The 22,207-nt window shown below is 63.8% G+C and carries 22 protein-coding genes and 1 pseudogene; 9 read left to right on the top strand and 14 right to left on the bottom strand.

Annotated elements, in window-relative coordinates; genetic code table 11:
• The coding region (locus ABR948_RS13990) for an EipB family protein (RefSeq protein WP_428118662.1) at positions 1–366 on the top strand (366 nt) is incomplete at its 5' end.
• A gap of 12 nt (positions 367–378) precedes the next feature.
• Here ABR948_RS13990 and ABR948_RS13985 read toward each other — a convergent pair.
• Both ABR948_RS13985 and ABR948_RS13980 read right to left on the bottom strand, forming a co-directional pair.
• Positions 379–1,671 (bottom strand): DNA polymerase IV, encoded by a 1,293-nt coding sequence (locus ABR948_RS13985; protein WP_428118660.1) that lies wholly within the window; start codon positions 1,669–1,671, stop codon positions 379–381.
• On the bottom strand, positions 1,668–1,967 hold the full coding sequence (locus tag ABR948_RS13980) for a DUF3572 domain-containing protein (protein WP_428118657.1): 300 nt from the start codon (positions 1,965–1,967) through the stop codon (positions 1,668–1,670). Before ABR948_RS13980 ends, ABR948_RS13985 begins: the two co-directional genes overlap by 4 nt.
• Positions 1,968–2,195: 228 nt before the next feature.
• Here ABR948_RS13980 and ABR948_RS13975 point away from each other — a divergent pair, with 228 nt between their 5' ends.
• A complete protein-coding gene (locus tag ABR948_RS13975; protein ID WP_215606327.1) occupies positions 2,196–2,561 on the top strand; it encodes a response regulator in 366 nt (121 codons plus the stop codon).
• 8 nt (positions 2,562–2,569) lie between these two features.
• A complete protein-coding gene (locus ABR948_RS13970) occupies positions 2,570–3,943 on the top strand; it encodes a PleD family two-component system response regulator (protein WP_428118654.1) in 1,374 nt (457 codons plus the stop codon).
• Between the two features lie 70 nt (positions 3,944–4,013).
• On the opposite strand, the gene rpmG is transcribed toward ABR948_RS13970, so the two are convergent.
• From rpmG to topA, 6 genes are all read right to left on the bottom strand, one after another.
• The gene (gene rpmG / locus ABR948_RS13965; RefSeq protein WP_159011529.1) at positions 4,014–4,181 is read right to left on the bottom strand and encodes a 50S ribosomal protein L33; all 168 of its coding nucleotides are present in this window, start codon (positions 4,179–4,181) and stop codon (positions 4,014–4,016) included.
• A 201-nt stretch (positions 4,182–4,382) separates the two neighbouring features.
• Positions 4,383–5,708 (bottom strand): LLM class flavin-dependent oxidoreductase, encoded by a 1,326-nt coding sequence (locus ABR948_RS13960; protein WP_428118650.1) that lies wholly within the window; start codon positions 5,706–5,708, stop codon positions 4,383–4,385.
• Positions 5,709–5,945: 237 nt separating this feature from the next.
• The gene (locus ABR948_RS13955) at positions 5,946–6,677 is read right to left on the bottom strand and encodes an NUDIX hydrolase (RefSeq protein ID WP_428118648.1); all 732 of its coding nucleotides are present in this window, start codon (positions 6,675–6,677) and stop codon (positions 5,946–5,948) included.
• 51 nt (positions 6,678–6,728) lie between these two features.
• Positions 6,729–7,157, bottom strand: coding sequence for a DUF983 domain-containing protein (locus tag ABR948_RS13950; protein WP_428118645.1), 429 nt, complete (start codon positions 7,155–7,157; stop codon positions 6,729–6,731).
• Entirely contained in the window at positions 7,145–9,475 is a 2,331-nt protein-coding gene (gene rnr, locus ABR948_RS13945) for a ribonuclease R (protein ID WP_428118642.1), read from the bottom strand. The genes ABR948_RS13950 and rnr overlap by 13 nt, the downstream gene beginning before the upstream one ends.
• Before the next feature lies 1 nt (position 9,476).
• Positions 9,477–12,221, bottom strand: a complete 2,745-nt coding sequence (gene topA, locus ABR948_RS13940) for a type I DNA topoisomerase (protein ID WP_428118639.1) — start codon at positions 12,219–12,221, stop codon at positions 9,477–9,479.
• A gap of 324 nt (positions 12,222–12,545) precedes the next feature.
• Between topA and ABR948_RS13935 the strand changes: the two genes are divergently transcribed.
• Positions 12,546–12,686, top strand: coding sequence for a hypothetical protein (locus tag ABR948_RS13935; protein ID WP_428118636.1), 141 nt, complete (start codon positions 12,546–12,548; stop codon positions 12,684–12,686).
• 47 nt (positions 12,687–12,733) lie between these two features.
• Here the strand turns inward: ABR948_RS13935 and ABR948_RS13930 are convergent, their stop codons facing one another.
• Complete coding sequence (locus tag ABR948_RS13930) at positions 12,734–13,210, bottom strand: winged helix-turn-helix transcriptional regulator (RefSeq protein WP_428118633.1); 477 nt, start codon at positions 13,208–13,210, stop codon at positions 12,734–12,736.
• A 134-nt stretch (positions 13,211–13,344) separates the two neighbouring features.
• On the opposite strand from ABR948_RS13930, the gene ABR948_RS13925 reads away from it, so the two are divergent.
• Positions 13,345–14,118, top strand: a complete 774-nt coding sequence (locus ABR948_RS13925; RefSeq protein ID WP_428118630.1) for an SDR family oxidoreductase — start codon at positions 13,345–13,347, stop codon at positions 14,116–14,118.
• 65 nt (positions 14,119–14,183) lie between these two features.
• Here ABR948_RS13925 and ABR948_RS13920 read toward each other — a convergent pair whose 3' ends face one another.
• On the bottom strand, positions 14,184–14,792 hold the full coding sequence (locus tag ABR948_RS13920) for an FMN-dependent NADH-azoreductase (RefSeq protein WP_428118627.1): 609 nt from the start codon (positions 14,790–14,792) through the stop codon (positions 14,184–14,186).
• Between the two features lie 38 nt (positions 14,793–14,830).
• Here ABR948_RS13920 and ABR948_RS13915 point away from each other — a divergent pair, with 38 nt between their 5' ends.
• On the top strand, positions 14,831–15,271 hold the full coding sequence (locus ABR948_RS13915; protein ID WP_428118624.1) for a winged helix-turn-helix transcriptional regulator: 441 nt from the start codon (positions 14,831–14,833) through the stop codon (positions 15,269–15,271).
• 4 nt (positions 15,272–15,275) lie between these two features.
• On the opposite strand, the gene dprA is transcribed toward ABR948_RS13915, so the two are convergent.
• Positions 15,276–16,394, bottom strand: coding sequence for a DNA-processing protein DprA (gene dprA / locus ABR948_RS13910; RefSeq protein ID WP_428118621.1), 1,119 nt, complete (start codon positions 16,392–16,394; stop codon positions 15,276–15,278).
• Positions 16,395–16,501: 107 nt separating this feature from the next.
• On the opposite strand from dprA, the gene ABR948_RS13905 reads away from it, so the two are divergent.
• Complete coding sequence (locus ABR948_RS13905) at positions 16,502–17,746, top strand: amidase (RefSeq protein WP_428118618.1); 1,245 nt, start codon at positions 16,502–16,504, stop codon at positions 17,744–17,746.
• Between the two features lie 123 nt (positions 17,747–17,869).
• Here the strand turns inward: ABR948_RS13905 and plsY are convergent, their stop codons facing one another.
• Genes plsY through ABR948_RS13890 form a run of 3 tightly spaced genes read right to left on the bottom strand, consistent with a single transcriptional unit; the run spans position 17,870 to position 20,772 of the window.
• On the bottom strand, positions 17,870–18,463 hold the full coding sequence (gene plsY, locus ABR948_RS13900) for a glycerol-3-phosphate 1-O-acyltransferase PlsY (RefSeq protein ID WP_428118615.1): 594 nt from the start codon (positions 18,461–18,463) through the stop codon (positions 17,870–17,872).
• Between the two features lie 54 nt (positions 18,464–18,517).
• Positions 18,518–19,819: a dihydroorotase gene (locus tag ABR948_RS13895; protein WP_428118612.1), complete on the bottom strand. Its 1,302-nt coding sequence runs from the start codon at positions 19,817–19,819 to the stop codon at positions 18,518–18,520.
• Entirely contained in the window at positions 19,819–20,772 is a 954-nt protein-coding gene (locus ABR948_RS13890) for an aspartate carbamoyltransferase catalytic subunit (RefSeq protein WP_214493129.1), read from the bottom strand. Before ABR948_RS13890 ends, ABR948_RS13895 begins: the two co-directional genes overlap by 1 nt.
• 139 nt (positions 20,773–20,911) lie before the next feature.
• On the opposite strand from ABR948_RS13890, the gene ABR948_RS13885 reads away from it, so the two are divergent.
• A complete protein-coding gene (locus tag ABR948_RS13885) occupies positions 20,912–21,673 on the top strand; it encodes a M15 family metallopeptidase (protein WP_428118608.1) in 762 nt (253 codons plus the stop codon).
• Positions 21,674–21,740: 67 nt separating this feature from the next.
• Positions 21,741–22,207, top strand: a pseudogene (locus tag ABR948_RS13880) (DNA alkylation response protein); the annotation flags it as partial.

Raw genomic sequence — 22,207 nt, 5'->3', positions numbered from 1 at the left:
AAATCGGTGCTTGAATTGACCGTCTATGACGGATCGGACAATGGCGAGAAGGTCTACAATACCCTGTCCGTGATCGGGCAGCCGATCCCCGGCGACCGCACCATCGATTCACCCGATCCATCGACGCAAAATGACGTCATGAAAACCATGACGCGCTGGCCGGTGACGGTGAGCTATTATGACCGCGATACCAAGGCCAATGAGGGCGAGCAGAGCCCGGTCTATGCGATGTCGTTCGAGCTGTACGAGAATGGCGTTTCGCGGGCGCTGGTGCTCGATTACAACGACTTTGTCATCTCCGGCGCGCTCGGAAAGTTCGACGTCAAGGATTCCAAGCCGTGCAAGACGGCGGAAGCGCCGAAGTAGCCGTCACCGAACTTACTCCGCCTTTTCCGGCCCGTCATAGGCGATGCCCCGGATCACGGCGGCGTTGCCGAACTTCTTGCGCAGATCGTCGATGGCGCGTTCGGCATGGGCGGAGCGGCGGTCCAGCATGTCGGTGTCGTCGGCCTGTGATCCCGGGCGCAGCGCGCTGACGCCGGCGCCCATCAGCCGAAAGGCCGTGCCGTCGATTTCCTTCGCCAGCATTTCCCGGGACACCGCGAAAATCTTGGCCGCCAGCTGTGTCGGGGCGTGGATCGATTGCGAGCGGGTGCGTTGCCTGAAATCGGCGGTCTTGAGTTTCAGCGTGATGGTCGATCCCGCCAATTCGCTGCTTTTGAGCCGCGACGACACCTTCTCCGACAGCCGCCACAGCGTCCTTTCGAGGCTTGCGAAATCGCGAATGTCGGTCTCGAACGTGGTTTCGCTGGAAATGGTTTTGGCGCCCCGGTCCGGCACCACGCGGCGATCGTCGATGCCGCGCGCCAGCCGCCACAACCGCCGGCCCTCGGTCGAGAACTGCTTCATCAGCTCGGTTTCGTCGGCGCGCTGCAGGTCGGCGATGATGCGAAAGCCACGCTGCGACAGCCGTTCCTGGGTCGCCGGCCCGACGCCGAAAATGAACCCGACCGGCTTGTCCGCCAGCATCGCGCGGGCCTCGGTTTGATCGAGCGCGGCAAAGCCGCGTGGCTTGTCCATGTCGGATGCGATCTTGGCCAGGAATTTGTTGCAGGACAGTCCGACCGACACCGTGATGCCGATGTCGCGCTCGACTTCGCGGGCGAAACGCGCCAGCACCTTCGCCGGGATCATGCCGTGCACGCGCTGGGTCCCGCCGAGATCCAGAAACGCTTCGTCGATCGACAGCGGCTCGACCAGCGGTGTCAGCGCCTGCATGGCGCGGCGCACGTCGCGGCCAACCCGGACATATTTGGCCATGTCGGGCCGGATCACGGCGGCGTGTGGGCACAGCGCCAGCGCCTTGAACATCGGCATCGCCGAGCGCACCCCGAAGGTGCGGGAGATGTAGCACGCCGCCGATACCACGCCGCGCTTGCCGCCGCCGATGATGACGGGCTTGTCGGCGAGTTCAGGGTTGTCGCGTTTCTCCACCGTCGCGTAGAACGCGTCGCAATCGATGTGGGCGAGGGTGAGCGACGCCAGCGCAGGGTGACGAACCAGGCGAGGTGAACCGCATTCGCCGCATCGCTTCGCCGCGATGTCGAGATCACACAGGCAATCCCGGCAAAAGCAGGTTGGCCCGGCGAACTCAGGCGCGGTGGCGCTCACGGCACGTCGCGCTCCTCATCCGGATCGCGCAGCGCCTGCCGGGCGGCGGCGATGTTGGTGGGATGCAGTTGTGAAGCGGTTGCGAACGCCTTCACGGTTGCGTCATCGCGCAACACGAAATCGAGCACATGGGCGAGGAAATGCGGATCGGCCGCGGCGGTGCGCAGCGTTTCCGGACCAATCCCGCTTTCGGCCAGGAACAAGCCCAGACGCTCGGGGTCGCCGGCAACGAAGGAAAGCGCCTGAATCGCAACGATTTCAGCCACTTCTTTCGGTTTGTGAATGGGTTTCCTCAACGGAATTATTTGCCTTTCCGTAACTTATGGTCTCTATTTTTAAAGCCATCATGCCCGAGTCTGCGTAGCCTGTTCAAGCAAGTGGAAACCACTTCACGCAAAGATGGCAGTCGGGCTTAACGGGTTAGAGCGAATCTGGCGCTAGTTTGAATTCACTTTTTGACACGTCCGGTAGCGGCGCCTGATGCCCCGCATGCCTGGACGGTTTTCACGGGATTGGAGGGCGGGATGGCAAAAACCGTCCTGATCGTGGAGGACAACGAGCTCAACATGAAGCTCTTTCGCGATCTGCTGGAGGCGCATGGCTATCAGACATCCGGTACCAGCAACGGTTTCGAGGCGCTCGATCTCGTGCGTAAGCTGCGCCCCGATCTCATTTTGATGGATATCCAGCTTCCCCAGGTTTCGGGTCTCGAAGTGACGCGCTGGATCAAGGATGATCCGGAATTGCGTTCGATACCGGTGGTCGCGGTCACCGCCTTTGCGATGAAGGGTGACGAGGAGCGCATCCGCGAGGGCGGCTGCGAGGCTTATTTGTCCAAGCCGATCTCGGTCGGCAAATTTATTGAAACCGTCCGACGGTTCATCGGGTAGGAGAGTTTATGTCCGCGCGTATTCTGGTCGTCGATGACGTCCCGGCCAACGTCAAGCTCCTGGAGGCGCGGCTGTCGGCCGAGTATTTCGACGTCATGACCGCGTCCAACGGCACCGAGGCGCTGGCGATCTGCGCGCGCGCCGAATGCGATATCATTCTGCTCGACGTCATGATGCCGGACATGGACGGTTTTGAGGTTTGCCGCCGGCTGAAGTCCAGTCCGGCGACGCATTTCATTCCGGTGGTCATGGTGACGGCGCTGGATAGCCCGGCCGATCGCGTGCGCGGCCTGGAGGCCGGCGCCGACGATTTCCTGACCAAACCGGTGTCGGACGTCGTGCTGATCGCGCGGGTGCGCTCGCTGACCCGATTGAAGATGATGACCGATGAGCTGCGCATGCGCGCCATCACCTCGCTCGAGATCGGCGTGCAGGCGCCGGAGCGAAGTGCCGTGGCCGACACCGGCAAGGGCGGGCGCATTCTCTTGGTCGACGACCGGCCCTCATCCTATGAGCGGCTGGCGCCGGTGCTCAGCTCCGAGCACACCGTCGATGTCGAAGCCAATCCGGCCGAAGCGCTGTTTCACGCCGCCGACGGCAATTACGATCTTCTGATCGTCTCGCTCGGCCTCGATAATTTCGACGGCTTGCGGCTGTGTAGCCAGGCGCGGTCGCTGGAGCGGACCCGGCAGGTGCCGATATTGGCCATCGCGGACGCCGACAACAATGCGCGGCTGCTTCGTGGCCTCGAGATCGGCGTCAACGATTACCTGCTGCGCCCGGTCGACAAGAACGAATTGCTGGCGCGCGCGCGCACCCAGATTCGCAAGCGGCGCTATACCGACCATCTGCGCGACAACGTGCAGAACTCGATCGAAATGGCGATCACCGATGCGCTGACCGGCCTGCACAATCGCCGCTACATGGAGAGCCATCTGGGAACGCTGGCCGAGCAGGCCTCGAGCCGCGGCAAGCCGCTGGCGCTGATGATGCTCGACATCGATTTCTTCAAGTCGATCAACGACAATTACGGCCACGACGCCGGCGACGACGTGTTGCGTGAATTCGCGGTCCGGATCCGCAAGTCGATCCGCGGTATCGATCTCGCCTGCCGCTATGGCGGCGAGGAATTCGTCATCGTGATGCCGGAGACCGATTTGCACGTCGCGGGCATGGTGGCCGAACGGCTGCGGCGTTCGATCGCCGGCGAGACCTTCGCGGTCCACAAGGGCACCAAGCGCATCGAGGTCACGATTTCGATCGGGCTGTCGACGCTGGAGCGCAAGGGCGAGGCGATCGCCGACGTGCTCAAGCGCGCCGACACCGCGCTCTACCGCGCCAAGCATGACGGCCGCAACCGCGTGGTCGCGGCCGCGGCGTAGAGCGGCCGGAGCGCAAAACAAAAACGGGGCCCGAGGCCCCGTTCGAATCCGCCAGCAATGGGCCGGAAGCTTACTTGATCTTGGATTCCTTGAACTCGACGTGCTTGCGCGCGACCGGGTCGTACTTCTTCTTGACCAGCTTGTCGGTCATGGTGCGCGAATTCTTCTTGGCGACGTAATAGAAGCCGGTGTCCGCCGAGGAAACGAGCTTGACCTTGATGGTGACCGCTTTGGCCATGTTCAGAACCTCTGGATGTCTGGAAAATGTCTGGAATCGGGTGCCGGCCCATCAGGCCCGCATTTGCCGCGCAACCTAGCTTCTGATCGCCCAAAGTCAAGGTTTTGCGGGGCAATAACCGCCCGATTCCAGGTAGAATCAATCTTTTGCGCGTATTCTGATCACAAAACCGGTGCCCAGTTTTGTGGAATACGCGCTAGATTAACCCTCAAAGAAGCGATTTTTCGGCCGCGGCAGGCCCAGATTCTCCCGCAACGTCCTGCCTTCATATTCGGTGCGGAAAATCCCGCGTTTCTGCAGTTCCGGCACCACTTTGTCGACGAAATCGTCGAGCCCGGCGGGCAGGAACGGGAACATGATGTTGAAGCCATCGCAGCCGAAGCTGGTCAGCCACTCTTCCATCTGGTCGGCGATCACCTGCGGCGTGCCCACGAAGGAGAGCCCGCCATAGCCGCCGACGCGCTGCGCGAGCTGGCGCACCGTCAGCCTGTCGCGCGCGGCGACGTCGACGATGCGCTGACGGCCGCTCTTGCTGGCGTTGGTTTCGGGGATCGGCGGCAGCTGGCCGTCGGGATCGAAGCCGGAGGCATCGGTTCCCAGCATCACCGAGAGCGACGAAATCGCGCTGTCGTAATGCACCATGCTGTCGAGCAAAGCGCGTTTCTCCTTTGCCGCTTCGACACTGTCGCCGACCACGACAAAGGCGCCAGGCAGGATCTTCAGGCTGTCGCGGTCGCGGCCTAGCCTGTCCATGCGGCCCTTGATGTCGGCATAGAGCTTTTGCCCGTCAGCGAGGCTGCCGCCGCCGGTGAACACCGCCTCGGCGGTTTCCGCGGCGAGCTGGCGGCCGTCATCGGATGCGCCGGCCTGGACGATCACAGGCCAGCCCTGGACCGGGCGGGCGATGTTGAGCGGGCCGCGCACCGACAGATATTTTCCCTTGTGATTGAGCACATGCATCTTTTCGGGGTCGAAATAGAGGCCGGCCTCGACATCCCTGACAAAGGCGTCGTCGGCGAAGGAATCCCACAGGCCCGTCACCACATCGTAGAATTCGCGCGCCCGCTTGTAGCGCTCGGCGTGCTCCATGTGGTCTTCGAGGCCGAAATTCAGCGCGGCGTCCGGATTCGACGTGGTGACGATGTTCCATCCGGCGCGGCCGCCACTGATGTGATCGAGTGAGGCGAAGCGGCGGGCGACGTGATAGGGCTCGTCGAAGGTGGTCGAGCCGGTGGCGATCAGTCCGATCCGTTCGGTGGCGCCGGCCAGCGCTGACAATAATGTGAACGGCTCGAACGAGGTGACGGTGTGGCTGCGCTTCAACGCGGAGATCGGCATGTTGAGCACGGCCAGATGATCGGCCATGAAGAAGGCGTCGAATTTTCCGGCTTCGAGTTTCTGGATCAGCTGCCTGATATGGGCGAAATTGAAATTGGCATCCGGCCAGGCGCCGGGATAGCGCCACGCGCCGGTGTGGATGCTGACCGGGCGCATGAACGCGCCGAGCTTGAGTTGACGTTGTGCCATGGCCCCATTCCCGTGTTGGTTTTGTCGTTCGGTAGGAGATAGGGATGAAGCGGCCATGCGCCATCACACGAAGTGCAGAAGATTATTTTGTTTTTGTGCGGGTCCCCGACACATCCGTCATTCCGGGGCGATGCGCAGCATCGAACTACGATGTGCAATTGCACATCGGATAATCTCGAGATTCCGGGTTCGCGCCAGCGCGCGCCCCGGAATGACGGAGGAGATGCGTCGGATGCGCTACGCGCCCAACACATCCTTGTGCATCTTGCCGCCATAGAAATGGAAAAACGGCACCGTTGCGTCGTGGTTCAGCGGGCCGGTGGCGAGGCGCTTTTCGAGTTCGTTCAGGACATTCCTGGTCATGGGATGCAGGTCGGCCAGCGGTTTCGAGCCGATCTCGACCCAGACCAGCTCCACCAGTTCGGCATCGGCGTGGATCACGCCCTCGACGCGATGCGCGATCGTTGAGGCGTCCGCGGTGAAGAATCTTGTATCGAAGCGCCGCACCCGGCCTGGCGGCGTAATCGCGCGCGCAATCAAAAACAGCCCGGACGGGTCAGGTAGGAGACCGGCCTCGGCGAAGGGCTTCCACGCGCCATCCAGCGCCGGCGCTGCGCCATTGCTTTTGCGTCCAAGACAGAGGCCGGTTTCCTCGCAGGCCTCGCGGATCGCGGCCACCGCCAGCGCGCGTGCGCGCGATGGCGTGATCTTGGGACGGCCCTTCAGCAGGTTGGTTTCGAGCGCAGCGGGGATCGGCGCGGCCACGGGGACGCGGTTGTCGGATTTGTCGACGCGACCGCCGGGAAAGACGAATTTTCCGGGCATGAACACCACCTTGTCGTGGCGCTTGCCGACCAGAACTTTCGGGGTGGTGGCGGTACGATCGATCAGGATCAGCGTGGCGGCGTCGACCGGGCGGCGATAGGGGTGATGATCGGCTTCTTTCGCCGTCGTCGCAATTTCACTCATCGCACGTCCGCCGCCCGTTTTAGTTTCTTGTTTGGAAGGTTGCCCGGTGGTCTATGGCTCCGGGTTCTGCTCGTCAAATCCGTGCATCCGCAGCGCCCATTGCATCCCGACCACCACGCCCTTGACCGGCTGCAGCAGCAGCAAGGACGCAACGACCGTGAATGGCAGATAGATCGAGAGCTGCAGCCACACCGGCGGCGAGTAATCGGTTTCGATCCAAAGGATCACCGGCACCAGGAGATGGCCGACGATGACAATCACGAGATAGGCGGGCAGGTCGTCGGCACGGTGCGGCGTGAAATCGAGGCCGCAGGCCGAACAATGATTGTCGACTTTGAGGAAGGCGCGAAACAGCTTGCCTTCGCCGCAGCGGGGACAGCGGCCGCGAAAGCCACGTTTCATCGCGGTCCACACGTCGCGCTTCTCGGCGGACACGGAATCGCTGGTCCAGATTTTGGGTGCTGCGCTTAAGCTTTCCATGATTGACCCTTCCTGGATTTGCCTGAGTTGCTCTTGCCGGGCTTGCGAATCTTCTTGCGGGGCGTGCGACCTGGATGCGCTTTGGCCTTGGTTTTGGAAGTGTCCCGCCCGGGTTCGCGTTTGCGTCCGCGCGGGGCAACCTGGCCTTCCGACAGCAATTCGAACCGTAACGCGCCGGCCACAGGGGCTGCTTCTACCAGACGAACGTCGACAACGTCACCCAGCCGGTGCATGGCACCGCTGCGTGTGCCGACCAGCGCATGGCGGGTCTCGTCATAGTTGAAATATTCGGTTCCGAGCGTGCGGATCGGGATCAGGCCGTCGGCGCCGGTATCGCTGAGCTTGACGAACAATCCGGCGCGGGTCACGCCGGAAATGCGGCCCTGAAAAGTCGCCCCGATGCGGTCGGCCAGAAAATGTGCGATCAGGCGATCGGCGGTTTCGCGCTCGGCCTTCATGGCGCGCCGCTCAGTGACGGAAATCTGCGCGGCGACCTCGCTCAAGGTCTCCACCGTTTCGGTCTCCGGCAACGCGCCTTCGCCCAGGCCCAGCGCGCGGATCAATGCGCGATGCACGATCAGATCCGCGTATCGCCTGATAGGCGAAGTGAAATGAGCATAACGACGCAGGTTCAGGCCGAAATGACCGTAATTCTCGGCTGAATATTCGGCCTGGGCTTGCGAGCGCAACACCACTTCATTCACCAGCGGTTCGGAATCATGTCCCTTGACCTGCGCCAGCACGCGATTGAAGAGCGAGGGGCGCAACGCGCCGCTTTTGGCAAACGGCAGATCGAGGGTCTTGAGGAATTCCTGCAGGTTATGAACCTTCTCAAGTGTCGGTTCATCATGCACCCGGTAGATAAGCGGCAGCGTCTTCTTTTCAAGCATTTCGGCCGCGGCGACGTTGGCCAAAATCATGAATTCTTCGATCAGTTTGTGGGCGTCGAGGCGCTCCGGCACGATCACGCGATCCACCGTGCCATCCGGTTTCAAGAGGATCTTGCGCTCGGGAATGTCGAGATCGAGCGGGTCGCGCTCGTCACGGGCGCGCTTCACAACCGCGTAGGCATCATAGAGCGGTTTGAGGATCGGATCGAGCAGGGGGCCGGTGGTGTCGTCGGGCCGTCCATCGATCGCGGCCTGCGCCTGCGCGTAATTGAGCTTGGCGGCGGAGCGCATCAGGATGCGATGAAAGCTGTGCGAGCGCTTGCGGCCATCATTGCCGATCACCATCCGCACCGCCAGCGCGCCGCGCGGCTCGCCCGGCACCAGCGAGCACAGATCGTTGGAGATGCGCTCCGGCAGCATCGGCACCACGCGGTCCGGAAAATACACTGAATTGCCGCGGGTCAGCGCGTCACGGTCCAGCGCCGATCCCGGCCGCACGTAAAATGCGACGTCCGCGATCGCGACATGGACGATGTAGCCGCCTTTGTTATTCGGATCGGAATCCAGTTCGGCATGAACCGCGTCGTCGTGATCCTTGGCATCCGGCGGATCGATGGTGACCAGCGGCAGGTCGCGCCAATCCTCGCGCCCCGCCAGCGTTGCCGGTTTCGCCGCCTCGGCTTCGCGCAATGCGGCGGGGGAGAAAGCCTGCGGAATTTCATGGGCATGGATCGCGATCAGGCTGACCGCTTTCTCCGACGCCAGTGAACCCAGCCGCTCCTTCACCTTGCCGGAGGCCAGCCCGAAGCCGCGCGAGCGCACCAGATCGACGCTGACGAGGTCGCCATCCTGCGCGCCGCCGGTATCGGCGTTGGCGATGTTCAATTCGCGGCCGGCCTGCTTCTTGTCGACCGGAATGAGACGGCCGCCGCCGGTAGGCAGGGCGCGGAAGATTCCGAGCACGCGGGTCCTGGCGTGATCGATGACCTTGATGACCCGCCCGCGATAGGCGGCGCCTTCGCTGTCGTCCGGCTTCTCGACACGCAGCAGCGCGCGGTCGCCGACACCAGCCGCCGTGCCCGGCTGGGGTCGTCTTGGAACATGAATCCGGATTTTCGGTGCCGCGCCGCTTTCCTCTTCATCCCACTCGGTGGGCGTGGCGATCAGTTCGCCATCGCTGTCGCGTCCGGTGATATCGGCCATCACGGTCGGCGGCAGTGCGGCCGGCTGGTGTATCTTCTTGCCGCGTTTGGCGATCGTGCCGTCGGCGGCGAGCTCGCGCAGGATTCGCTTCAGCTCGACGCGGTCGGCGTTTTTGAGGCCGAATTCCCGCGCAATCTCGCGGGTTCCGACGTCAGCGGATTGCGCGCGGATGAAGGCGACGATGGCATCCCGGCCCGGAAAACCGCTGTCGCGTTGCTGTGCCACGCTATCCGCTTGCCTTGCCGGCGCTCTTCTTGGCGAGGGGCTTGGCGGCCTTTGAAGGCGATGTTTTGGCCGTCACCGGCGCGCGCGCCTTGCTGGCGGCTTCCGCTTTCGGTTTCGCCACGGACTTCTTCGCAGCTGGCTTCTTGGCGGGCTTTGCCGCCTTCGCTTCCACCGCGACCTTGGCTGGCTTGGCCGATGGTTTGGCTTTTTTGGCGCCGCGCTTGGGCTTGCCGCCGCCCTTTGCCACGCGTTCGTCGATCAGCGCGATCGCCTCGGCGAGCGTGATGGTGTCCTGCGTCTTGTCGCTGGGAATGGTGGCGTTGACGCCGCCGGCCGTGACATAGGCGCCATAGCGTCCGCTCTTGACGGCGACCCCGCCAAGGGTCGGGTGGTCGCCCAGCGGCTTGCCGGGATCGGCGCCGAAACGGCGGCCGCTAGGACCTTTGGCGATTTTTTCGGCAATCAGCGTCACGGCCCGGTTGAGGCCGATGTCGAACACCTCGTCGCCGGCCTCGAGGCTGGCATAGGTCTTCTCATGACGAACGAACGGACCGAAACGGCCGAGGCCCGCGGTGATCGGTTCGCCGGTTTCCGGATGCTTGCCGATCTCACGCGGCAGCGACAACAGTTTTAATGCCAGCTCAAATTCGATATCGCTGGGCGAAATGTTCTTCGGGATACCGGCGCGCTTGGGCTTTTCGCCTTCGGCATAATCCTTCTGCTCGCCGAGCTGGATGTAGGGACCGAACCGTCCGGCCTTCACCACGACGTCGAGACCGGACACCGGATCCTTGCCGAGAATACGGTCGGCGCTGGCTTCGCTGTCGGCGGCGAGCGGACGGGTGTAGCGGCACTCCGGATAATTGGTGCAGCCGACAAAGGCACCGAACTTTCCGGCCTTGAGGTTGAGCTTGCCGGTGCCGCAGGTCGGACACTGCCGGGGATCGCCGCCGTCCGCGCGCGGCGCATAGATGTGCGGCCCCAGCATGTCGTCGAGCGCATCCAGCACCTGGGTGACGCGCAGATCCTTGATCTCGTTGACCGCGCCGATGAAATCGCCCCAGAAATCCTTCAATACCTGCTGCCAGGAAATCTCGTTGTTGGAGATGCGGTCGAGCTGTTCTTCCAGTGCCGCGGTGAAATCATATTCGACGTAGCGGGCGAAGAAGTTTTCCAGGAACGCGACCACGACGCGGCCCTTGTCCTCGCCGTGCAGGCGCTTCTTTTCGAGCTTGACGTAGCCGCGGTCTTTCAGCACCTGCAGGATCGAGGCATAGGTCGAGGGACGGCCGATGCCGAGTTCTTCCATGCGCTTGACCAGCGACGCTTCGGAAAATCGCGGCGGCGGTTCGGTGAAGTGCTGGGTGACGGCGAGCTCCTTGCGCTTGAGCGCTTCGCCCTCGCTCATAGCGGGGAGGCGGCGGGAGTCCTCGTCGTCACCGTCATCGTCGCGGCCTTCCTGGTAGAGCGCGAGGAAGCCGTCGAATTTGATCACCTGGCCGGTGGCGCGCAGTTCCAGCACGCGGGAGCCCGCCTTGGCCGCGATATCGACGGTGGTGCGTTCCAGCTCGGCCGATTCCATCTGGCTCGCGATGGTGCGGATCCAGATCAGTTCATAAAGCCGGGCCTGATCGGTATCGAGGCGGTGGCGCATATCGGCCGGACGGCGCGACAGGTCGGTCGGCCGGATGGCTTCGTGCGCTTCCTGCGCGTTCTTGGCCTTGGTCTGGTACTGGCGCGGCGCATCCGGCACATAGGCGTTGCCGTAATCCTCGCCGATCACCTTGCGCGCCTGCGTGATCGCTGAACCGTCGATCTGCACGCCGTCGGTCCGCATATAGGTAATGAGACCGGTGGTCTCGCCGCCGATGTCGATGCCCTCATAGAGCCGCTGCGCGATCCGCATGGTATGGGCGGGCGCAAAGCCCATCTTGCGGCTGGCTTCCTGCTGCAGGGTCGAGGTGGTGAAGGGGGCCTGCGGATTGCGGCGCGCCGGTTTTGCTTCGACCGTGGAAACCGAGAAGTTGGCGGCCTCGATCGCTTTCTTGAAATCTTCGGCCTCGGCGCCGGTGCCGATATCAAGCCGCTGGATCTTCTTGCCGTCGGCGCCCACCAGGCGGGCCTCGAAGGCGTCGCCGCGCGGCGTCGTCAATGTCGCAACCAGCGACCAGTATTCGCGCGGCACGAATTTCTCGATTTCGAGTTCGCGATCGCAGACCAGCCGCAGCGCCACCGACTGCACTCTGCCTGCGGAGCGCGCGCCCGGCAATTTGCGCCACAGCACCGGCGAAAGCGTGAAGCCGACCAGATAATCCAGCGCGCGCCGCGCCATATAGGCATCGACCAGCGCGCCATCGATCTGGCGCGGATTCTTCATCGCGTCCGTCACCGCCTGCTTGGTGATGGCATTGAACACCACGCGTTCGATCTTATGATCCTTGATCGCGCGCTTCTCTTTCAACACTTCCAGCACATGCCAGGAGATCGCTTCGCCCTCGCGATCGGGGTCGGTTGCGAGGATCAGCTTGTCGGCACCCTTGAGCGCCTTGGCGATGTCGTTGAGCCGGCCGGCTGCTTTGGGGTCGACCTCCCAGATCATCTGGAAATTGGCCTCCGGATCGACCGATCCGTTCTTGGCCGGGAGGTCGCGGACATGGCCGAAAGAGGCCAGAACCTCGTAGGAGGCGCCTAGATATTTGTTGATCGTCTTGGCTTTCGCCGGCGACTCGACAATGACGATATTCATGTCATTCCAATGGCTTACGGGAAAAATAAAGGCCGGTTCCGCGAGACTCGCGTCGGCCGTTTCGAAGCGAACATGGGTGCAGTGGAGGCCTCTGTCAAATCGCCAGATGTTGAAAGCACGCCCGGCGGCAGCGTGCTACCGTCTAAAAAGTTGTGAAATACGTCCTAGAGTTGCGCTCTCGGAAGGAGTATCTTCCAACAATACACGGCATTGGATGTTTTTTTGACCAAGACAGGGGGCCGGAGGACGCGCGGATCCTCGGGCGGGGGCGGGGGATCGCAAACCGACGAACCGCCGGGAGACGGCGGGCCAGACGAGGCCGCGGTGTTCATTGCGGAAACCGCTGCCGCGCTGGCCCGGCTGGCGCGGCGGCACAAGCTTGGCATGCTGGTGCGTCTGCTTGAGATGGCGCAAATGGAAGCGGAGGAGCGCGTCCGGCTTCGCGGCAAACGCAATCTGTCGTAACGCAATCTGTCGTAACGCGCGCTGTCGTAACGCGCGGCGCACGTCGGTCAGGCTGAAACGCGCTGGCGGCGTTTCAATTTCGGATTGGGCTTCAACGTCGTGTCCCCAATGTGTAATAGCCGGCCGTCATGGGCGCGCAGTTCGAGCTTTCGCACCGGCCGGCCCTTGCCGCGATCGACCAAGAGGGTAGCGAACCCACCAGGCTCGCCGGAAAATTCCTCGCTCCACTGCCGCAGCGCGACCAGCACCGGGAAAATGCCGCGTCCCTTCGGGGTCAGCAGATATTCCTGATAGGCGCTGCCGTCGGAGGCCGGCGCCGTAGTCAGGATGCCGTGGTCCACCAGCGCGCGCAGCCGCACGGTGAGGATATTCTTCGCCAGTCCCAGGTTCTTTTGGAATTCGCTGAAGCGGCGCAGCCCCAAAAATGCGTCGCGGATGATCAGCAGCGACCACCAGTCGCCGAGCGCGTCGAGCGACCGTGCGACCGGGCAGTCGGCATTCTCAAAACTTGTCCGCTTCACCATGGCTATCCTCCCGGAACGCCGGATCTCCGATCACGGCGTTGTGTGGTTGCATTATGAAACCAGATGCCCTAGATGGCAACTTAGTTTAATAATGCAACCAGATAATGCTTCAACCAGATAAACAGGAGTTGACGATGCGGCTCGCGGGCAAGACGGCATTGATTACGGGGGGCAATAGCGGCATCGGGCTGGCAACCGCGCGGCTGTTCGTGGCGGAGGGCGCCCGGGTGGCGATCACCGGCCGAAATCAGGCGACGCTGGAGGCGGCCGCCAAAGCATTGGGACCGAACGTGCTGGCGATCGTGGCCGACGCGACCGATGTCGAGGCAACCGAGCAAGCCGTAGCCCAGGCGGCCGAGAAATTCGGCAAGCTCGACATCGTGTTCGCCAATGCTGGCATTGCCGGCAATACGCCGATCGGTTCAACCAAGCTGGCGGCATTTGAATCCGTGATCCGAACCAACCTCACCGCGGTGTTCTTCACCGTGCAGGCCGCGGTGCCGCATCTCAGGGATGGCGCCTCGATCATATTGAACGGCTCGGTGATCTCCGTGCTCGGCAATCCCGGTTATGCCGCTTATGCGGCGAGCAAGGCCGGGGTGCGGGCGATGGCGCGGGTGATGGCGTCGGAACTGTCGCCGCGCGGCATCCGGGTCAATGTGGTGTCGCCGGGAGGAACCTCGACGCCGATCTGGAATCGCACGGCACCGACCCCGGATGCGGTGGTGGCTTTGGAAAAGCGCATCTCGCAAACCATTCCGCTCGGACGCTTCGGCAAGGCCGAGGAGGTCGCTAAGACGGTGCTGTTCCTGGCTTCCGACGATGCCTCCAACATCCAGGGCGCGGAAATCTTTGTCGACGGCGGCGCGACCGCGTCACCGGCCGGCGCGCCGGCTTTTCGCGGATAGACTGAGGTAACGACACCGGCCCGCCGCCGTGGTTCGGCGACGGCGGGCGGCGTCTCGTCTCATGCTCAGGCGGCGTGAAGACTGGTCGCGGCCTGCAGGGCGCTCGCCAGCGCCTTTTCGCGGTATTCCGGTCCCATCTGGATTCCATCAGCCGAAATGAATTCGGGGTTGGTGACGCCGATGAAGCCGAACACCCAGCGCAAATAGGTCTCGAGATGTTCGCCGACGGCCATCGGTGTTCCGGCGCCGTAGAAACCGCCGCGCGAGATCGCAATGATGACTCGCTTGTTGCCGGCCAGTCCTTCCGGGCCCTGGGCGCCGTATTTGAAGGTCTTGCCCGCCACCACAATACGGTCGATCCAGGCCTTGAGCTGGCTTGGAAGGGTGAAATTATACATGGGCGCGCCGAGCACCACGATGTCGGCGGTGAGGAATTCATCCAGTACGGCCTGACCGGCGGCGAGATCCGGCTGCAGCGCGGCTTCGGGCGGCGCCCCTTGCGCGGCCGCCAGATGCGAGCCGGACAGATGCGCCAGCGGCGTCGAGGTGAGGTCGCGGTAGGTGATGTCGAGGTCAGGCGTTTCCTGACGGAGACGTTCGACAATCGCGGCGGAAACCTGGCGGCTGACGGAGTGCGGTCCAAGCACGCTGGAATCGATATGCAGGAGTTTCATGTTGGTCACCCTTGGTATATGTTTGTAACTGAGGCTATATGAGTGACTGTCCGCAAACCCCGCAAGAAGGCACATTTTTGAAACCCGAGCACATCAATGTGCCTGTCCTGCCGCCCAACGCGCATCTCGACAGCGACTGCCGCGGCGTGGCCTCGGTGCTGGCGCGGGTCGGCGACAAATGGAGCGTGTTCATCATCATGCTGCTCGGTAACGGCCCGCGGCGCTTCAACGAGATCAAGCGCATGGTCGGCGGGATTTCGCAGCGGATGCTGACCCTGACGCTGCGCGGACTGGAGCGCGATGGCCTGGTCACGCGCACGGTATTTCCCACCATTCCGCCGCGGGTCGATTACGAACTGACCGATCTCGGACGCGGGCTGTGGCAGCCGGTGGAAGCGCTCGGCAAATGGGCCGGTGAGCATCAAACAGAGATAGAGGACGCGCGGGCGCGGTTCGACCGGCGCAACGAAGTGGGTTGATGGGTTAGATCAGCGACACCAGTCCGCCGCCGTGGCGCTCGAGCCGTCCGGCCAGTTCAAGCTCGAGCAACACGGTGCGCACGATCGCCGGCGAGGTGCCGGCCATTCGGATCAGATCGTCGAGCAGAAGCGGAGTGGGTCCGAGCAAGTCTGTGATGCGGGCGCGATCGCTTGCATTGGGCTCGAAATCCGGCGGCGCTTCGTCGTCGGGCTCGCGCAGTTCGATCGGCCGGCCCATGATCGGCTCGACCGCCTGGATCACGTCGGCGGCTTCCGTGATCAGCGTCGCGCCCTGCTTGATCAGATCATTGGTGCCGGCGGCGCGCGGATCGAGTGGCGAGCCCGGCACCGCGAATACTTCGCGGCCCTGTTCGGCGGCGATGCGGGCTGTAATAAGCGATCCCGAGCGATGCGCGGCTTCCACCACGACCACGCCCAGAGATGCACCCGAGATCAGCCGGTTGCGCCTCGGAAAATCGCGGGCGCGCGGCACATGCCCGAGCGGCATTTCGGAAATTGCCCCGCCCGACGCGATGATCGCCATCAAGAGATCCTCGTGTTCGGGCGGATAGATCTTGTCGTGACCGCCGGCCAGCACCGCCAGCGTGCCGCCCGCCACACTGGCGCGATGTGCGGCCTGATCGATGCCGCGCGCCAGTCCCGAGGCGATCACAAATCCGGCGTCGCTGAGATCGCGCGCCAGGGTGCCTGCGAATTTAAGCCCGGCGCCGGAGGCGTTGCGCGAGCCGACGACGGCGATCATCGGCCGCATCAGCACATCCTTCGCGCCGCGCACGCCGAGCAAGGGTGGTGCATCGTCGAGCGTCGCCAGCCGCGGCGGATAGCCGGCTTCGCCCGGTGCCAGCAGGCTGACGCCGATCTGCCGGCTGGCCGCAAGCTCGGCACGGGCATCTTCCTCGCTGTAGATTCGTCCCGGACGATCGGCGCCGCCGCGCCGCGCCAGATCGGGCAGGCGCTCCAGCGCGGAACGCGCGCTGCCGAAATGATTGATCAGGGAGCGGAACGTGTGCGGCCCGACGCGATCGGAACGGATCAGCCGCAGCCAGTCGATGCGCTGGGCGTCGGTGAGGTGCACATTCCCGGTGATGCTGCTGCTGTCCACGGCAACAACATGGATCAACCCGAGCGAGTGGGGAAGGGGGTTTGGCGCTTGCCCGATCGTGATCCGGTTCGTAAAAGCGCTGCGGTCTCCGTCAGGAAAACATGCCGATGATCTCGCTCGCCGATCTCCAGCGCCGTATCTCGTCCGGCGCGCTTTCGGCCGATGCGGCCATCGCCCAATCGCTGGAGGCGATCGGCGCGCACGAAAAGTCCATCGGCGCTTTCGTCTGTCATAGCGAGACCGTCCGCGCCGCAAGTGACGGCCCGTTGCGCGGCATCGCCGTTGGGATCAAGGACATCATCGATACCTCGGATTTCCCGACCGAGATGGGCTGTCCGGCGATTTACGGCGGTTGGCAGCCGCGCGCGGATGCGCCTGTGGTGATGATGCTGAAGCAGGCGGGCGCGACCATCATCGGCAAGACCACGACCACGGCGTTCGCGGCCAATGATCCGCCAGCGACGGTCAATCCACACAACCGGGATCACACGCCGGGCGGATCGTCATCGGGCTCGGCGGCAGCGGTGGGCGCCGGCATGATTCCGCTGGCGCTGGGAACGCAGACCGGCGGTTCGGTGATCCGGCCGGCGTCGTTCTGCGGCGTCGCCGCGATCAAACCGTCGTTCCGGATGTTGCCGACGATCGGCGTGAAATGCTTTTCATGGACGCTCGACACCGTCGGGCTGTTCGCGGCCGGCGTCCGGGATCTGGCCCAGGGGCTTTCGGCCATCACCAGCCGGCCCGAACTGTTGCCGGGCGCGGCGATGCAGACGCCGCGGATCGGCGTTGTGACGCAGGATTTTGCCGGCGCGCCGGAAACGGCGAGCGGAGAGGCGCTGCGGATCGCGGCTATGGCGGCCGAGCGGGCCGGTGCTTCGGTTCGGACGCTGCCATTGCCGCAGATCATTGCGCAGGCGTGGCGGATTCATTCCGTCGTGCAGTTTTTCGAAGCTCATCAGGCGATGGCATGGGAATATCGCGCCAATTATGACGCGGTGCCGCCGCTGTTGCGCGCAAGATTGGACGAAACCCTCGGCATAACCCCTGCGGCCTATGACGACGCGCGCTCTATCGCGCACCGGGCCCGTGGCGCAGTGGACGAATTATTTAAAGAGGTTGATGTGTTGCTGACGTTCTCGGCGCCGGGCGCCGCGCCCAGGGGACTGGCTTCAACCGGCGATACGCGGTTCAACCGGCTCTGGACCCTGATGGGCGTTCCCTGCGTCAACGTCCCGGCTTATGTAGCCGACGGTGGATTGCCTGTCGGCGTGCAGGTGATCGCCCGATTTGGCAACGACGCCGGCGCGCTTAAGGCCGCGCGCTTCGTCGAAGACGCGCTGGCGCGGGGATAGCATGCGGTCATTCCGGAACACGCGTCTTCGTGTGGACCCGGAATCTAGACGTTTGTCTCGCGAGATTCCCCGATGTGCATGGCACATCTGAGGTTCGCGCTTGGCGCGCCCCGGAATGACGTTCTATTTCTCCCCGATCCGTCCCTCGGTCCCTGCCTGCAACCGCCTGATGTTTTCGCGGTGCATGTAGAACAGCAACAGCGTCAGCACCACGAACAGCGACGCCAGCGCGGGATGGCCGAACCACCACAGGAAAATCGGTGTGACAAAACTCGCGACCAGCGCCGAGAGCGATGAATAGCGCGAGGTCACGGCGGTCGCGATCCACAGCACGCAGAACACCACCGCGGCCGGCCAGAACAGGCCGATCAATACGCCGATATAAACCGCGACGCCTTTACCGCCTTTGAACTTCAGCCATACCGGAAACAGGTGGCCGAGAAAGGCGCCGAGCGCGGCCAGCATCGCGGCGTCGGGGCCGCCATAATAGCCCGCGATAATCACCGCGACGGTGCCCTTGAGCATGTCGCAGATCAGGGTAGCGGCGGCGAGGCCCCTGCGGCCGGTGCGCAGCACATTGGTGGCGCCGATATTGCCGGAGCCGATGGTGCGGATGTCCTGCGTTCCCGCGAGCCGGGTCAGGATCAGCCCGAACGGGATCGAGCCCAGGAGATAGCCGAGGATGAACGCCACCGGCAGCAACGCATTAAGCGACATTTCTGCTACTCCCCGGGCGGCAAATCTCGCTCGCGCGCATCGCGTGCGAGCGCGTTAGACATGCTCAAAGACGGTTCTACCGCCGACGATGGTGCGCACGACGCGGCCCGAGAACCGGGATTCGTCGAACGGCGTGTTCTTGCATTGCGATTTGAGATCGGCGGGGTCAAGCACCCAGGGCGTGTCGGCATCGATCACGATCACGTCAGCCGGCGAGCCCGCGCGCAGCGATCCGCCCGGCAGGCCCAGGATCTCGGCGGGGCGCGTCGACATCGCGCGGATCAGGGTCTTGAAATCGGTCTCGCCATTATGGACCAGCCGCAGCGCCGCCGACAGCATGGTCTCAAGCCCGATCGCGCCCGAGGCCGCTTCCGCGAACGGCAACCGCTTGACCTCGACGTCCTGCGGATTGTGATCGGACATGATGACGTCGATCAGGCCGGACGCGACGGCCGCGACCAGCGCCAGGCGGTCGTCCTCGCTGCGCAGCGGCGGCGATAGTTTCAGGAAGGTCCGGTACGGGCCGATGTCGTTTTCGTTCAGCGTCACATGATTGATCGAGACCGAGGCGGAGACCGCCAGACCAGCCTCGCGGGCGCGTTTGAGGATCTCCAGCGATTCGATGCAGCTTAGCGACGCCGCGTGATAACGCCCGCCGGTCAGCGCGACCAGGCGCATGTCGCGCTCCAGCATCACGGCCTCGGCGGCATTGGGGATGCCAACCAGTCCAAGGCGTGCGGCGAACTCGCCCTCGTTCATGACGCCTTCGCCGACCAGATCGGGGTCTTCGGTGTGGTGCACGATCAGCGCGTCGAAATCCCGCGCGTAAGTGAGGGTCCGGCGCATCACCTGCGCATTGGTCACGCTGCGGTCGCCATCGGTGAACGCCACGGCGCCGGCGGCCTTCAACAGGCCGATCTCGGTCATCTCCTCGCCACGCATACCCTTGGTCAAGGCGGCCATCGGGTGGATGTTGACGATCGCGGTGTCGCGGGCGCGGCGCAGCACAAAATCCACCGTCGCGGAATTGTCGATCACCGGCGAGGTATCCGGCTGGCAGATGATGGTGGTGATGCCGCCGGTCGCCGCCGCCTGGCTGGCGGAAGCAAAGGTCTCGCGGTGGCTGGCGCCGGGCTCGCCGACAAAGGCGCGCATGTCGACCAGCCCGGGGGCGACGATCTTGCCGGCGCAATTGATGATGTCGGTGCCTTCGGGTACGCCGGCCGCGCCGATGCCGCGCTTGCTGTCGCGGATCACCCCGTCGGCGATCAGGACATCGCCGGGCCCGTCGAAATCGCGCGACGGATCGACCACGCGGGCGTTGGCGAGCAGGATCGGGCGGCGGTCGGTCAGCATCAGGCGTTCGGCAGGTTGCGGGCGAGTGCTTCGAGCACCGCCATCCGCACCGCCACTCCCATTTCCACCTGCTCGCGGATCAGCGACTGGGCGCCGTCGGCCACGATGGAATCGATTTCCACGCCGCGATTCATCGGCCCCGGATGCATCACCAGCGCGTCGGGCTTGGCATAAGCGAGCTTCTTCTGATCGAGGCCGAAATAATGAAAATATTCCTGGCTGGAGGGCACGAACGAGCCGTTCATGCGCTCGCGCTGCAGCCGCAGCATCATCACGATGTCAGCGCCATTGAGCCCCTCGCGCATGTCGCGGGCTACCTCGACGCCCATCCGCTCGATGCCGCGCGGCAACAGCGTGGAGGGGGCGACGACGCGCACGCGCGCGCCCATGGTGTTGAGCAGCAGGATATTGGAGCGCGCCACCCGCGAATGCATGACATCGCCGCAGATCGCGATCACCAGCCCTTCGAGCCGGCCTTTATTGCGGCGGATCGTGAGCGCATCGAGCAGCGCCTGGGTCGGATGTTCGTGGGCGCCGTCGCCGGCATTGATGACGGAACCGTCGACCTTGCGCGCCAGGAGTTCCACCGCCCCCGACGCGTGGTGCCGGACCACCAGAATGTCCGGGTGCATGGCGTTCAGCGTCACTGCGGTGTCCATCAGTGTCTCGCCCTTGCGGATCGAGGACGAGGACACCGACATGTTCATGACGTCGGCGCCGAGCCGCTTGCCGGCCAGTTCGAACGAGGACTGGGTGCGGGTCGAGGCCTCGAAGAACAGATTGACCTGGGTGCGGCCGCGCAGCGAGGTGCGCTTCTTGTCGACCTGGCGGTTGAGTTCGACATATTCCTCGGAAAGGTCGAGCAGGCCGGTAATATCGGCAGCGGAAAGGCCCTCGATTCCCAGCAGATGCCGGTGACCGAGGACGAAGGTCGATTTCGATGCAGGGGTCATTAAAACGAGAGCTATAGGCAGAGATGCAACGGGGGGCAAGCGCGAATAGGGCGCTTGCGAGTTATCCCCTGAGATGTCGCAACCACGGTAAACAAGGGCGCCGCAAAGTCGCCGCGATTGGATCGCCAACCATCCGGACATGCGCACTTTGAAATGGTTTGCTCTGATCCTGTTAACAGCAATCGGGCTTGCGGGTCCTGTTGGGGCGCAGACCTTGCCTGATAGCTTTGTCTTCCTGCGCGACATCGATCCGACCATCCTTGAGGACATCCGCTACGCCGGGCCGAATAATTTCGTGGGCCGGCCGCTTGCCGGCTATGGCGCGGCAGAGTGTGTGGTGAAACGTGACGTCGGACTGGCGTTGAAGCGCGTGCAGGCGGAACTTGCGCCGCGAAAATTGTCGCTGAAGATGCTGGATTGCTACCGTCCGGCGCGCGCGGTGCACGAGATGGTGCTGTGGGCGCAGAACGGCCTGATGACGCCGGCCGAACGCCGGTATAATCCGGCGTTCAGCAAGCAGGATTTGTTCCGGCTCGGCTATATCGCTGAGCATTCGGGCCATTCCACCGGCGCGGCGGTCGATCTGACCCTGGTTGATCTGACGTCCGGCCCTTTCCCGGCCTTCGAACCCGGCAGGGCCTATGCCGATTGTACGGCGCCGGAAGCCGTCCGCGCACCCGAAGGCAGCGTCGACATGGGCACCGGCTACGACTGTTCCGACCCAAAGGCGCACACCGCCGCCAACGCGATCACGCCGGCGCAGCGGCGATGGCGAAACCTGCTGGTGGCCGCGATGGCCAGGCAAGGTTTTGTAAACTACGCCAAGGAGTGGTGGCACTTTTCGCTGCCGGGTACGGGTGGGCCCGCCTATGATTTTCCGATACCCCCGCGCCGCGGCTAGAACCTGCCCGCGTGAAATCGAACCCGTTCCGGCGTAAACTGATTCGCGGATATCTAAGGGAAACGTCATGACGCAGGTTTCGTTCGCTACCCCTGAGGTGCTGAACCAGTCGCCGCCGTTTTGGGATGTCGATCTGTTCGCGGTTGACAGGCCGCTGGCGGATGCGGTCGCGGCCAATGGCGGTGCGGCCGCACAAAAGGAGTTGTCGGAGTTCGGGCGGCACTGGGGGTCGGCCGCGATGGCGGAGCGGGGCCGGCTCGCCAATGAGAACACGCCAAAGCTGCGGACCTTTGATTCCAAAGGCAATCGCCGCGACGAAGTCGAGTTTCATCCGGCCTATCACGAATTGATGGCGCACAGCGCCCATGCCGGCGTGCACAACTCGACCTGGACCGCCGCAGGCAAACCGGCCGGCGGCGCGGCCGAAGTGGTGCGTGCCGCGAAATTCTATATGGCGGCCCAGGTCGAGACCGGACATTTGTGCCCGATCACCATGACCCGCGCGTCGGTCGCGGCGCTGGCGGCGCAGCCGGA

The sequence above is a fragment of the Bradyrhizobium sp. genome (genome assembly GCF_050014615.1).
Taxonomy (GTDB): Bacteria; Pseudomonadota; Alphaproteobacteria; order Rhizobiales; family Xanthobacteraceae; genus Bradyrhizobium.
The sequence above is the reverse complement of the archived record's forward strand: the minus strand, read 5'-3'. Positions and strand labels throughout refer to the sequence as shown.

Coding starts and splice junctions, on each gene's coding strand:
- ABR948_RS13950 (WP_428118645.1), bottom strand. CDS start 7,157: ATGGAAAGCTTAAGCGCAGCACCCAAAATCTGGACCAGCGATTCCGTG.
- topA (WP_428118639.1), bottom strand. CDS start 12,221: ATGAATATCGTCATTGTCGAGTCGCCGGCGAAAGCCAAGACGATCAAC.
- ABR948_RS13920 (WP_428118627.1), bottom strand. CDS start 14,792: ATGAAACTCCTGCATATCGATTCCAGCGTGCTTGGACCGCACTCCGTC.
- ABR948_RS13885 (WP_428118608.1), top strand. CDS start 20,912: ATGCGCACTTTGAAATGGTTTGCTCTGATCCTGTTAACAGCAATCGGG.
- ABR948_RS13905 (WP_428118618.1), top strand. CDS start 16,502: ATGATCTCGCTCGCCGATCTCCAGCGCCGTATCTCGTCCGGCGCGCTT.
- ABR948_RS13930 (WP_428118633.1), bottom strand. CDS start 13,210: ATGGTGAAGCGGACAAGTTTTGAGAATGCCGACTGCCCGGTCGCACGG.
- ABR948_RS13895 (WP_428118612.1), bottom strand. CDS start 19,819: ATGCTGACCGACCGCCGCCCGATCCTGCTCGCCAACGCCCGCGTGGTC.
- plsY (WP_428118615.1), bottom strand. CDS start 18,463: ATGTCGCTTAATGCGTTGCTGCCGGTGGCGTTCATCCTCGGCTATCTC.
- ABR948_RS13955 (WP_428118648.1), bottom strand. CDS start 6,677: ATGAGTGAAATTGCGACGACGGCGAAAGAAGCCGATCATCACCCCTAT.
- rpmG (WP_159011529.1), bottom strand. CDS start 4,181: ATGGCCAAAGCGGTCACCATCAAGGTCAAGCTCGTTTCCTCGGCGGAC.
- ABR948_RS13890 (WP_214493129.1), bottom strand. CDS start 20,772: ATGACCCCTGCATCGAAATCGACCTTCGTCCTCGGTCACCGGCATCTG.
- ABR948_RS13960 (WP_428118650.1), bottom strand. CDS start 5,708: ATGGCACAACGTCAACTCAAGCTCGGCGCGTTCATGCGCCCGGTCAGC.
- ABR948_RS13925 (WP_428118630.1), top strand. CDS start 13,345: ATGCGGCTCGCGGGCAAGACGGCATTGATTACGGGGGGCAATAGCGGC.
- ABR948_RS13970 (WP_428118654.1), top strand. CDS start 2,570: ATGTCCGCGCGTATTCTGGTCGTCGATGACGTCCCGGCCAACGTCAAG.
- ABR948_RS13915 (WP_428118624.1), top strand. CDS start 14,831: ATGAGTGACTGTCCGCAAACCCCGCAAGAAGGCACATTTTTGAAACCC.
- ABR948_RS13975 (WP_215606327.1), top strand. CDS start 2,196: ATGGCAAAAACCGTCCTGATCGTGGAGGACAACGAGCTCAACATGAAG.